Below are 12,970 nucleotides of genomic sequence, written 5' to 3'. Positions count from 1 at the left end.
TGTATGCCATCCTATTATACATTTCGACAAACATAATAACAAGTAACAAACAAAAAGAGCCTTCTAACACGTGTGATTTGTGCTAAAAGGCTCCTTTGTTTTTAAATATAATCTTTTTTATTTCATATGACGAGTCATAAATGAATGGATGCGTTCCACTGCTTTTTCTAGCAGATCTAGTGATGTAGCATAAGAAAGACGTACATTTTCAGGTGAACCGAATCCTGAACCAGGCACTAGCGCTACCTTCTCTTCTTCTAAAATAGCTTCTACCCATGCATCAACTGTATCAAAACCAGTTAACTTTGCAGCTTCAATTGCATTAGGGAATAAGTAGAAAGCACCCTGTGGTTTTAAGCATGAGAACCCTGGAATGTTAATCAGCTTTTCATGAATTACGTTTAGACGCTCTTCAAAAGCTTGTCGCATCATTTCCACCGGCTCCTGAGTGCCGTTATAAGCAGCAATTGTTGCATATTGAGCAATAGATGTTGGATTTGACGTGCTGTGACTCGCTAGGTTTGTCATCGCTTTAATAACTGTAGCATCACCAGCTGCATATCCAATGCGCCAGCCCGTCATGGAATGTGACTTAGAAACACCGTTAATGATAATTGTTTTTTCTTTTAACGCTGGTGAAAGCTGTGCAATCGATACATGTTCATTTTGACCATACACAAGCTTTTCATAAATTTCATCTGATACGATAAAAATATCGTGCTTCAAGCAAACTTCTCCTAAAGCTTGTAGCTCTTCTCTTGTGTAAATCATACCTGTTGGGTTGCTTGGTGAATTGATAATAACAGCTTTGGTTTTAGCAGTAATAGCCGCTTCTAATTGTTCAGGTGTGATTTTAAATTCGTTATTTTCAGAACCTTCAACGAATACTGGTGTACCTTCTGCTAACTTTACTTGCTCAGGATAACTTACCCAGTAAGGAGTTGGGATAATCACTTCGTCACCTTCGTCTAACAGAACTTGAAATAACGTATACAGTGCGTGCTTAGCACCTGTACAAACAATAATTTCAGAAGGTGAATACGTCAGGCCTTGGTCGCGTTTGAATTTTTCAATTACCGCTTCTTTTAATGGTGCAAGGCCGCCTGCTGGCGTATATTTTGTCTGACCATCATTCATTGCTGTAACAGCCGCTTCTAAAATGTGCTGCGGCGTATTAAAATCAGGTTCCCCTGCTCCAAGTCCAATCACATCATGACCAGCCGCTTTCAATTCTTTCGCTTTTGCTGTAATCGCTAATGTTGATGATGGCGTTAATGCTGATACACGTTTTGCTAACTTCACTAAAATCTCCCCCTATGAACTAAAGCTATAATCAGCCCGCGGGCTGATTATAGATAAAAAATTGGCTTCATTTTCATAAAGCGCTGAAATCTTATATTATGACACATATGGTATTTCATATGGTATAAACGATTTATGATTGAGATAAGCTGTATCGTTTTATAAATTCACCGCTAGAGAAATCAAGATAATAGTATGTTAAATGTTTCTTATCTTTATCCACATATGTTACTTCCCACAGCGGCTTTTTATTTTCAATGCCTAGGCGCACCGACTTAATTTCCTGCGGATTTTTATCATTTTTCACAATGGAAATGGCTTTCTCTTTTGTGATCCCGCTGCTTGCTTTCTTTAAAACAGCTGTTTGTTTTTTGCTTTTAGGCATCCAAGCAATTACCTTTTGATTGCTTCGGTTTGTACCTTCTACTACATAAAATGCATGATTGCCGAAATATGGCTGGGTGCTTGTGACAGATTTCAAATTAAATTCTTTTTTTGCTTGGGATGCTGCTTTTTCCTCAGCAGACTGCACATCCTTCACAGACGAGTGATAAATGCTAAAAGAAATGCCCCCGATAATTAAAAGCACAGCAGCTACCGCTACAATAATTAACTTTTTCATAAAATCCCTACTTATGTACGATAAATTGTAAATACAGCTTTGCTTTGATCTTCTTCATCTAACGCTAATCCGAACATCAAATCTTGCTTTTTCAACGTGCGATTCAAACTATCAACAATTTTATATAAATCCGAGGAATTTTCCACGCGGACAGTTGATAATACTTCAATCCTACTTTCCATTGTAAACCTCCTAGCTCGTCTATCACGACGCAAAAATGACGATATCCGTATTATAACAGGTATCAAAAACCATCGTCATCTTTTTCACTCATCAATCCAATCTGTACGTTTTGCGTAAAAACCGAATAAATAAGTAAACATATATAATATTATAAGGAATTTACCTCTTTTTGCAAAAGGAAATTTATTTATTTTGCAGAAAATTTCATCACATCATAGGATTTTAGCGACATTTTAATAGAGTAAGCGCTCCCCTCTCTTACGTCATATAATTCAATCCATTCAGCTGTTAAATTTGAAAGCAGTCGAGAGGAATAGGAACGGCCTGGTTTCGTAAACACAACCGCAAGCTGTGTATCTAATTGCTTCAAAAATGCATTCGAAAAAAACGTTCCCTCTCCAAAATTAGGAATTTTCAATACCTCTACATGGGTAAGAGGAATGCGTAAAAACTTTTCTTCTACTTCATCTGAGCTGCTCATTGCATATAGAATCCGATGTTCTCCGATCGTAAATAATAGATCCATAGCCGCTGTTTTTTGCTTCGATGCATGCAAGACATCAACGTGTATATTATGTGTTAACTGAAATAAATCACTTTCTTTCCACTTCTCTGTTTGAAATTCCGCCTGGTACTGAGCCGGGACAATAATACGCTCTATATGATAATCATTCACAGCTCGCTGAACATTTGAATCATAGTACTTTTGCTGTTTCGTAATCACTAATTGGTTGATTTTTTTTACTTTATATCGCTTCAACCACTTCTTTAGCTCGGGATAGGAAGATGCATTCCCGGTATTTATTAAAATAGTCTCACCGCTTCCGTCTTGAATCAGACTCGCTTCTCCAGCTGAAAGAGGTAAAAAGGTGATCACTACTTCATCAGCTTGTAAACCAAAATCTACGTTTTTAATGACGGCTGCTGAAACCGAACAGTTCATAAAACTAAAAAACAGTACAGCACTTATTAATATTTTAATCATACACTGTCCTCATTTGCTTATCATAGTATATTACTATCGTCTCTCAAGTGAAGAAACAGTATGCATAAAAAAAAGACTTAAGCGTATGCTCAAGTCTTTTCATTCCACCATTCTTTGTAGTCCAGTAATATATTCGAAAACGTTTTTTGAACAACCTGGACTTTTGGAAGTGAGTGAAGGAAATGGTACCCATATGCTGTTCGCGTAATACGATTATCAAAAATAAATATAGCTCCTCGGTCACTTTTGGAACGAATCAACCGTCCAAATCCTTGTTTAAAACGGATAACGGCCTGGGGAAGTGAATAATTCATAAAAGGACTTTTTCCTTCTTTTTTCATCTGCTCAAATTTAGCTGTCAGCAGAGGTTGATTTGGAGATGAAAAAGGAAGTCTGACAATTACGAGACATGATAATAAATCTCCTGGCAGATCAATTCCTTCCCACAGACTGTTTGTACCTAATAGAATGGAATGCTCAAACTGGCTGAAGTCCTTTAGCAGTCTATTACGATTTCTAGTTGTGACTCCTTGACCGAGCAGTACAAACTCTTCAAGATCGTTTAACTCTTTTAAATAACCATACGTAGCTTTCAACATGTCATATGAAGTAAAAAGCACCAGCATACGACCATTTGTTACTTTAGCTACGTCAAGAATACTTTCTGCCATCATAGCGCTATACTCATATAATGATACTTCGTTAACAGCAGGCATATCTTGAGGAATATAGACTCTAGCTTGCTTCTCATAATCAAACTCGGAAGGGAGAATGAGTTGAGCAGGCTGAAAGTCATATAACCCTAGCTCTTGAATTAAATAATCAAATGTTCCATTCACCGTCAATGTAGCCGATGTTAAAATAACGCTTTGTTTCTTAGCGAAAAATTCATCAGCCAGCGTATCGGCAATGGAGGTAGGCTGACTATAGATATACGTAGCATTCGCTGCTCCTTTTGGTTCAATCTCAAACCACGTTACGTGATGACTCTGCTGTTTGAACAAAAGCTTTTCTATTTGCTGAGATATGTGTTCAAATCCTTTAACAGCCGTTTGAAATTCATGAAGAGACGACTGTTCATTTTTTGTGACTTTGTCATATAGTTCCTCTAAGGAATGTCTTGCCCCATCATTCCATGTAAAAAGATCGTGAATTAAAAAACGAATGCGCGACGCTGCTTCTTGAATAGCCGTCCAGTAATGCCCATGCTCTTTTTCCACTTTATATCGATAGCTGCTTCTTCCAATCTCGCCCTGCTGATTGCCGATTCTTTTTTGGACAAAAGAATGAATCAAACGAAATAAATCATCGCACTCAGAATGAAGCTGCACAAACAGGTTTTGAAGAAGTTCAGTGTTAAGCTCGATACTATATTTCACAAACGTATGATGAACTTTTTTTAACAGCCCTTTGTCTTGAATGGTTCCGATTCGGTTTAATAGCGCATGAACCGCAAAATAATCTAAGCGCTCCCCCAGCTCTTCTCCAGCAATGTCTTCTAAGTGATGAGCCTCGTCAATAATAATCTGTTCATACTCAGGCAGCAGCTCATGATTACTCATCACATCCATCAACAGCAAGCGATGATTTGTCACTACTATATGGGCATTTTGCGCTCTGTTCTGCGCTCGTTCATAAAAAGAATAAAGTTTCCAAGGATGCTTAAAGTCACTTGGAGACGGATTGCTTTCGTTTAGCTGTTCCCAAAAAAGTTTGCCGCCAGAAGGCAGGTTTATTTCATCGCTATCGCCCGTTTCCGTTTCCGTCAGCCAAATAAGCAGCTTCGCTTTTGTGAGGATCGCATCGTAATTATTATTGCGCTCTTTTAAGAGCTGAATAAATTTTCTTATACTAATGTAGTGTTCTCTTCCTTTTAAAACAGCTGCCGTAACAGGAAACGGAACAATCTTTTCTAGAATGGGCACATCTTTTTCGATGATTTGCTGCTGAAGCGTTACCGTGTTAGTCGAGATAATGACTGGGTGATGATGAACAGAAGCATAAAACACGGCAGGAACTAAATAAGCGTAGGTTTTACCAATACCGGTCCCGGCTTCAATTAAAGCATGCTCATTACCTGCAAAGCACTCTTGTACAAAGTTCATCATCTCCCACTGCCCTTTTCGTTCTTCAAACAATGGCAGAGCCTGATGGAACAGCTTTTGCTTTTCAGTTTCAAATATTTCGTAAGTATGAGAGTGCTGCTTTTCATTAGCTGAATGCGGCTGATATTTGTTTAGCGCAATGCCATGTATAAATTCATAAGAACCATCCTCGGCATAACTTTTATCATCTATAACTTGTTGAATCAGTTCTCCAATTTCACTTTTAAAGTGCAAGCTTAGCGCATACAGCTGCTTTAAGGTTGTTAGAGGTAGCTTCTTTAATTTCTCAATTAGTAACAGTAAAATACGTGCCGTTACTTCTGCATCACTATCTGCTTGATGAGGGTTTTCATGTTCGATATGTAAATACTCAGCTAATTGGCTAAGTTTGTACCCATCAACTGTAGGCAGCAGAATCCGAGCCAGTTCGACGGTGTCTACGGTTGAATTATAAAGCGTCTCCTCTCCGCACTGATAGAGTTCTTCTTGTAAAAAAGTTAAATCAAATGCCACATTATGTGCAACAAAATAAGCATCATCTAGCAATTCTATAATTTTAGGTGAAATTTCTTCAAATAAAGGCGCATCTTTCACCATATCATTTTGAATGTTAGTTAGTTGTGTAATAAAAGGCGGAATATCCATACCAGGATTTAAAAAACTAGAAAAACGTTCAACAATTTTGCCGTCTTCTACTATGACAGCAGCAAATTGAATCATTTTATCTCCTTGTTTTGGAGAATGTCCCGTCGTTTCAAGATCTACCACAACAAAGCGTTTATTCACGGTCAACACCTCGCAAGTCTGTCTTTTTATAGTATAAAGTGAAAGCCTGCTCTATATGCTTTAAAAGCGCAACTCCTTCTCGTGAAAAACAGAGAGGCTTCCATACATAGAAGTTTTACTTTAGTGTGTATAGAGGTATATACCGTTCACTTACTAGCGTATGTATTCAAATAAAAATCCCCCTCATAAAGGGGGACTGTTCTTATAGAATTGTACCAGCTGGTTCTTGTTTAAGCAATTGTTGGATTTTATTCTGCTCATTCATAATCGCTACGGTTGGATGATGGTGAGCTACTTCTTCATTTGCTACGAGCGCATAAGAGATAATGATGATGATATCTCCAGGCTGCACAAGTCTTGCAGCAGCTCCATTTAAACAAACTACGCCGCTCCCGCGTTCGCCGGGAATAACGTACGTTTCCAAGCGAGCTCCGTTATTATTGTTTACAATTTGGACTTTTTCGTTTGCTGCGATTCCTACTGCGTCGATGATATCTTCATCAATGGTGATACTGCCAACATAATTTAAGTTGGCTTCAGTTACATGAGCTCTGTGTATTTTAGCATTCATCATCGTGCGAAACATTTAGTTATCCCCCTGTACGTCTACAATTACATTATCAATTAAACGAGCTTTAGAGAATTGAACAGCTAAAGCAATGATGATTTTGCCAGCGGCTTGTTTAATCGTTTTTAGCTCTGGATACGTATAAACCTCGATATAATCCACTTTACCGCTCGTATATTGCTCAATTTCTTTTCGAATGGCCTGTTTAATAATTTCTACGTGCTTCTCTCCGCTTTCAAGAAGCTGCAGAGCGCTTTGTAAACTCTTAAATAAAACAGGTGCCTCTTCTCTTTCTTTATCTGTTAAATATACGTTACGAGAACTTTTAGCTAAGCCATCTGCTTCTCTCACCGTATCTACTGCTCTAAGCTCCACTGGGAAATTAAAGTCTTCAATTAAGCCATCTACTACAGCAACTTGCTGTGCATCTTTTTTACCAAAGTATGCACGATCTGGTGTTACAATGTGAAAAAGCTTTGTTAGGACCGTGGCTACTCCGTCAAAATGGCCGGGTCGCTTCTGTCCACACAATACGTCTACACGATCTGTCACGGTTATAGCAACTGAACGGCTTGGCTTATACATTTCCTCTACTGAAGGATAAAATAAATAGTCGACGTTAGCTTCTTTTGCCACGCGCTCATCGCGCTCAAAATCTCTTGGATACGTATCAAAATCTTCATTTGGCCCAAATTGAGTCGGGTTCACAAAAATACTTAGGGCCACTACTTCATTTTCTGTGCGGGCTGCTCCAAGTAAAGTAGCATGGCCTTCATGCAAATAGCCCATCGTCGGGACAAATCCAATTGAACGTCCAAGCTGCTTTTCTTTTTTCATCTCCTGCTGCATGTCTTTAATTGTTGTAATGACTTTCATCTTATTTTCCTCCGTACAGTGCCGTTAACTGCTCTTCTTTCATTGAAAAAGTATGTGCTTCTTTCGGAAACTCTCTTTTTTTCACTTCACTTACATACTGAGAAAGTCCCTGTAAAATAGGCTCATTTATTTTCGCAAATGACTGAACGAATTTTGGCACACGCTCTACTCCGTACGTTAATACATCGTGGTATACAAGTACTTGACCATCCGTATCAGCTCCTGCTCCAATTCCGATTGTTGGAATGCTCAAGCGTTCAGCTACTTGTTTTGCTACTTGTTTAGGAACACATTCTAATACAACAGCAATAGCTCCCGCCTGCTCACACTTGATAGCGTCTTGGATTAGCTGTTTGGCTTCTTTCGCTTCTTTTCCCTGCACTTTATAACCGCCCAGGACACCGACAGACTGAGGAGTTAACCCGAGATGTGCAACAACCGGAATACCAGCTTGCGTCAATTCTGAAATTGTATAAAGAACATCCTTTGCACCTTCTACTTTTAAAGCATGAGCTCCGCTTTCCTGCATAATACGAGCAGCATTTTTCATCGTGTCTTCTTTCGACACGTGATAGGACATAAATGGCATGTCGGTGACGATAAATGTATCAGCAGCTCCTCTTTTAACCGCTTTTGTATGATGAATCATATCATCTACCGTTACAGGAATGGTAGAGTCATATCCTAAAACGACCATTCCTAGAGAATCGCCTACTAAAATCATGTCTACGCCTGCTTCCTCAGCGTACTTAGCTGACGGATAATCGTACGCAGTCAGCATCACAATTGGTTCATTGTTCTGTTTCATACGTAAAAAATCTAATTTTGTTTTCACTAACTTTCTCCTCCTTCTCAGAGGAGATGAGCGCACGTCTGCACACAAAAAGTCCTTCTACCTATAAAAGGAAGAAGGACTTTGACAGACTTCATCTATAAAAAGCACACTTTACCTAATGTGCTTACCTACGCGTCATCCCTCTGTCCTAGTCCTTAATGGATCAAGGCAGATTTATTGTCGTATTAAAAATAAACAAACGAGTATCAAGTGAAGTTCTTGCGATACTACCTTGATACTCGTATTATAATAAAAATTCCTTTATTTTTCTACTATTTTTTAGCAGAGAGCTCAATATCTGCAGAATGAATTCGGTGTATAACTCCTTCATCATCTTCAATCAATAAAACGCCTTCATCCGTTATACCTTTTGCAAAGCCTTCAATGTTGGCTGTCATCGTGCGTGCTATAATTCGCTTGCCAATGCTGATCGCATACGTTTCCCAAAGAACTTTAATTAAACCAAAGCCATTTTTTAAGTATTCTTCGTAAAGGGTTTCTAACTTTAAGAAAAACGCTTGCATCAAAGCCGCACGATTAATTTCTTCACCTTTTTCAATACGTAAAGATGTGGCAATGTGTTTGATTTGTTCATTAAAATCCGTTTCCTGCTGATTCACATTGATGCCAATTCCAATGATGACCGAATGAATCCGGTCAAAATCAGCCTGCATTTCTGTTAAAATCCCCACTAGCTTCTTCCCATTTAATAAAACATCATTAGGCCATTTAATGTCTGGAGAAAGGTTCGTCACTTCTTGAATGGCCTGTACAACAGCCACTGCTGATAGTAGAGTCAGCTGAGGAGCCTGCTGCGGAGGGATAGAAGGACGCAGTATAATACTCATCCAGGCACCAGTATATTTTGGGGAATACCACGCTCTATCAAGTCTTCCTCTCCCTGCCGTTTGCTCTTCAGCAACTACAACCGTTCCTTCTTTGGCTCCTTCTTGAGCAATTCGATGAGCAATTTTTTGAGTAGAATGCACGCTTTCCTCATAATGAATATACTGACCGATTTTTGTTGTTTGGAGCCCTAATAAAAGCTCGTTGCTGCTTACTTTGTTCGGCTTCCCAACAATGCGATAGCCTTTTTTACGAACAGCTTCAAGTTCATAGCCGTCTTTTCGCAGCTCTTCGATATGCTTCCATACAGCTGTTCTTGAACAGCCTAATAAATCGCTGATCTTTTGGCCGGACACATAGTCCCCATCTGCGTTCGTAAACATTTCAAGCAGCGTTCTTCTTATATCTGACTGCAAGACTGCACCCACTTTCTTATTGAAGATTTCGTGTTCATTAACTCATTGTATAGAATTTTCTCCTCAATTTCTTTTAACAGTTGAGACACCCATGGACCACCCTTTTTACCTGTCCACACTAAAAGATCTTGACCATTTATATCTAAATCTTTTAAAGAATGAATAGGCAGCTCGTTATAGATGTAAAGAAGCTCATGTTCATTCATATACTCATTGCTTCGAAGAAGTTGTAAAATACGATTCACGCTTACGCTGGCCTGCTCTCCAATTGTATACATGATGCGCTTTGACCATCCATTTTCCAAAACGTCTCGAAGACCAATAGACTGAAGCTGAATATCTTTAATTTGCTTATTAGATAATTTCCAGCTTTTAAAAAATGCCTGCTTGTCTTGAATGTCGAGTAGATGTACCAGAAGTGTCCATGACTCCGATACTCGCTGAAGCATCATCCAATCGTGTGCACAAACAGATCGGAATTTTTGCGGATCTACATTCAATTGGGGCAAGTAGCGATACAGCTCCGTATCTGCTACAAGTGCTAATGCTAAAGACGGACGCTTTCCGCTCAGCATTTTTTCGAATTCAACTGTAATGCGTTCAATAGAAACATGCCTCAGCAGTTCACCATATTGCTGAATGGCTCTTTTAGTTTGATCAGACAGCGAAAACGCCAGCTGACTGACAAAGCGAACGGCTCTCATCATACGAAGAGCATCTTCATGAAAGCGTTCTTTAGCATTTCCGACAGTGCGAATTAACTGGTTTCGCAAATCTTCTCTTCCATTAAATGGATCAATAATTTCTCCTTTTGCATTCATAGCCATTGCATTGATTGTAAAATCGCGACGCTGCAAATCTTCTATCAGAGACGAAATAAACGTAACGGACGAGGGACGACGAAAATCATCATATTCTCCCTCAGAGCGAAAAGTGGTTACCTCATAGGTCTCGTTCTCATGGACAACGACAACCGTACCATGCTCGATTCCTACATGAATCGTCTTAGGAAAGAGTTCCATCACTTGTTCAGGCCTAGCTGACGTAGCGATATCAATATCTCCAATCGTCCGATTTAAAATGAGATCCCGGACCGCTCCTCCAACAAAATACGCTTCGTAACCGGCTGTCTCCAGCTTTTCAATAATATAAAGCGGATGAATGAACGGTTCTTTCATAACTTCCTCCATTCTTCAACCCTGTACCAATTTATAATAAAGTTTTTCATATTGACTCACAATCTCTGTTGAATGAAATTTATGATTAACTGCGCTTAGAGACGCTTCCCTCATTTGGTGATGCAGCTGTTCATTTTCAAGTAGCTGAATTGCTTTGCTCGCTGCCTCTTCGACGTCTCCCACTTCGCAAATATATCCTGTTTTTTCGTGTTCAATTACTTCGGGAATTCCGCCTATATTTGTTCCGATGCATGGAACACCACAAGCCATAGCTTCTAAAAGTACAAGCCCAAAGCTTTCTTTTTCAGATAATAACAGTTTTAAATCGCTAATCGAATATAATTCTGCTACATTTTCTTGTTTCCCAAGAAATAACACAGAATCTTGAAGATTTAGATCTCTTACTAATTGAGACACAACCGTCATTTCAGGGCCGTCCCCTACAAGCAGCAGCTTAGACTGAAGCTTTTTATTAATAATAGCAAATGTTTTGACTATATCTGTAACTCGTTTGACTTGACGAAAGTTTGAAATATGAATAACGACTTTTTCATTTTCTAATATGCCATACTCCGCTTTTAAATACTGCACTTCTTTTTTATGATAAACTCGTTCATCAATAAAATTATACATCGTTTCAATTTCTTTATCTGGACTAATTAAATGGTGAGTTTGATCAACAAGTGACTGAGATACAGCAGTCACTGCATCTGATTTCTCAATTCCAAATTTAATTAAATCTTTTAACGATGGATCCTCTCCTAGAACCGTAATATCTGTCCCATGAAGAGTCGTCACAATTTTCACTTCGTGCTCCACCATTTGTTTAGCTAAAATCCCGCAAACGGCATGGGGGATTGCATAGTGCGTATGAATAATGTCAAGCTTTTCTCTTTTAGCCACTTCAGCCATTTTACTGGATAAAGCGAGATCATACGGAGGGTATTTAAAGACGGAGTACTGATTTACATCTACTTCGTGAAAATAAATATTTGGATATACTTTCGTCAATCTAAAAGGCATGCTAGAGGAAATAAAATGAATTTCGTGCCCCTTTTCAGCCAGCAGCTTCCCTAGCTCCGTTGCTACCACTCCTGAACCTCCAACGGAAGCATAACATGTAATACCAATTTTTAACTTCATTTATTTTCCACCTACTAAATCGTCGTACATCAAAATCGGTTTTTTAGATAAAAAACCTTCACCGTATGCTACCCCGACTTCTTTGCCAAATAATCTCTCTCTGCTCTCTACCGTTTCAATATATCCGTTTACCAGCGGCGTATCAAACGTATCTGCTGTTTTTATAAATTGACTTTCATAAGCCTCTAGACTAGCTACTTTCTTTTGAAACGTGCTTGATACATCTACGATAAAATCTGGCTTATGAAATCCATTTATCATATAGAAATAAAGAGACTCAGCACGATGAGCTTTTTGCTTTTTATAATCGATATAATTTTTAACGCCAGCGGAAAACATGGCCTCTTCTACAAGCTTTGCACAATTTCCATGATCAGGATGACGATCTTCAAAGTAAGGAGCAAATATAATCCTTGGTTGATACGTGCGAATGACTGATGCAATTTCAGCTATATACTCTGCCTTTAAAACCAAACCTCTGTCTGGCAAATGCAGATGAATTCGCTCATGAACACCTAAGACATCAGCAGCTTTGGACGCTTCTCGTTTTCGAATTTCAACCGTTCCATTTGAAGAAAGTTCAGCTTGCGTCAAATCGCAAATAACTACCTTCAAACCTTGTTCACTCATTCTTGCAATGGTTCCACCCATACCGATTTCTACATCATCGGCATGAGCACCAAAGGCAAGGATATCTATTGTTTCTTTCATTATCTTCACCCTATTTTTTTATAATTGAACGCCAATGCAAATCGCCTCGTTCAAGTCCATGAATTAAAATCTCTGCTGTTCCCATATTCGTTGCAAGAGGAACCGCATAGACGTCACATAGGCGCATCAGAGCTGAAATATCAGGTTCATGAGGCTGAGCTGTTAACGGATCGCGGAAAAAAATAACCATATCCATTTCATTTTGAGCAATTAAAGCTCCTATCTCCTGATCTCCTCCAAGCGGCCCTGATTGAAAGCGATGAACCTTCAAACCTGTTGCTTCTGAAATACGCGTTCCTGTTGTTCCTGTTGCGAACAGCGAATGTTCCTGTAAAATCGCTTGATAGGCTGTTGTGAATTGTACCATATCATTTTTCTTTTTATCATGTGCAATTAAGGCGATTTTCATTTTTC

General features: G+C 38.9%; 13 protein-coding genes. All 13 read right to left on the bottom strand.

What is annotated here, in order from left to right; all coding sequences use genetic code 11:
• Positions 1-117: 117 nt before the first annotated feature.
• The gene (locus tag MKY06_RS07035) at positions 118-1,302 is read right to left on the bottom strand and encodes a pyridoxal phosphate-dependent aminotransferase (protein WP_013056104.1); all 1,185 of its coding nucleotides are present in this window, start codon (positions 1,300-1,302) and stop codon (positions 118-120) included.
• 133 nt (positions 1,303-1,435) lie between these two features.
• A complete protein-coding gene (locus tag MKY06_RS07030) occupies positions 1,436-1,924 on the bottom strand; it encodes a cell wall elongation regulator TseB-like domain-containing protein (protein WP_013056103.1) in 489 nt (162 codons plus the stop codon).
• An 11-nt stretch (positions 1,925-1,935) separates the two neighbouring features.
• Positions 1,936-2,106: a YpmA family protein gene (locus tag MKY06_RS07025; protein WP_013056102.1), complete on the bottom strand. Its 171-nt coding sequence runs from the start codon at positions 2,104-2,106 to the stop codon at positions 1,936-1,938.
• Positions 2,107-2,294: 188 nt separating this feature from the next.
• Complete coding sequence (locus MKY06_RS07020; RefSeq protein WP_098278390.1) at positions 2,295-3,092, bottom strand: hydrolase; 798 nt, start codon at positions 3,090-3,092, stop codon at positions 2,295-2,297.
• A gap of 89 nt (positions 3,093-3,181) precedes the next feature.
• Positions 3,182-5,983 (bottom strand): ATP-dependent DNA helicase DinG, encoded by a 2,802-nt coding sequence (gene dinG, locus MKY06_RS07015; protein ID WP_013056100.1) that lies wholly within the window; start codon positions 5,981-5,983, stop codon positions 3,182-3,184.
• Positions 5,984-6,185: 202 nt separating this feature from the next.
• Entirely contained in the window at positions 6,186-6,569 is a 384-nt protein-coding gene (panD, locus tag MKY06_RS07010; RefSeq protein ID WP_013056099.1) for an aspartate 1-decarboxylase, read from the bottom strand.
• Positions 6,570-7,427 carry a pantoate--beta-alanine ligase gene (gene panC / locus MKY06_RS07005; protein WP_063670986.1) on the bottom strand — a complete coding sequence of 286 codons (858 nt, stop codon included), beginning with the start codon at positions 7,425-7,427 and terminating at the stop codon, positions 6,570-6,572.
• A 1-nt stretch (position 7,428) separates the two neighbouring features.
• Positions 7,429-8,262 (bottom strand): 3-methyl-2-oxobutanoate hydroxymethyltransferase, encoded by an 834-nt coding sequence (gene panB, locus MKY06_RS07000; protein ID WP_028407963.1) that lies wholly within the window; start codon positions 8,260-8,262, stop codon positions 7,429-7,431.
• Between the two features lie 272 nt (positions 8,263-8,534).
• Positions 8,535-9,524: a bifunctional biotin--[acetyl-CoA-carboxylase] synthetase/biotin operon repressor gene (locus MKY06_RS06995; RefSeq protein ID WP_013056096.1), complete on the bottom strand. Its 990-nt coding sequence runs from the start codon at positions 9,522-9,524 to the stop codon at positions 8,535-8,537.
• The gene (locus MKY06_RS06990; protein WP_289912573.1) at positions 9,509-10,702 is read right to left on the bottom strand and encodes a CCA tRNA nucleotidyltransferase; all 1,194 of its coding nucleotides are present in this window, start codon (positions 10,700-10,702) and stop codon (positions 9,509-9,511) included. Before MKY06_RS06990 ends, MKY06_RS06995 begins: the two co-directional genes overlap by 16 nt.
• Positions 10,703-10,717: 15 nt before the next feature.
• Positions 10,718-11,845 (bottom strand): N-acetyl-alpha-D-glucosaminyl L-malate synthase BshA, encoded by a 1,128-nt coding sequence (bshA, locus tag MKY06_RS06985; RefSeq protein WP_098278389.1) that lies wholly within the window; start codon positions 11,843-11,845, stop codon positions 10,718-10,720.
• Positions 11,846-12,556 carry a bacillithiol biosynthesis deacetylase BshB1 gene (bshB1, locus tag MKY06_RS06980; protein WP_053487028.1) on the bottom strand — a complete coding sequence of 237 codons (711 nt, stop codon included), beginning with the start codon at positions 12,554-12,556 and terminating at the stop codon, positions 11,846-11,848.
• 10 nt (positions 12,557-12,566) lie between these two features.
• Complete coding sequence (gene mgsA / locus MKY06_RS06975; protein WP_013056092.1) at positions 12,567-12,965, bottom strand: methylglyoxal synthase; 399 nt, start codon at positions 12,963-12,965, stop codon at positions 12,567-12,569.
• Positions 12,966-12,970 lie beyond the last annotated feature (5 nt).

The organism is Priestia sp. FSL P4-0332, assembly GCF_038005845.1.
Lineage (GTDB): Bacteria > Bacillota > Bacilli > Bacillales > Bacillaceae_H > Priestia.
This window is presented reverse-complemented; position numbering and strand designations above follow the sequence as displayed.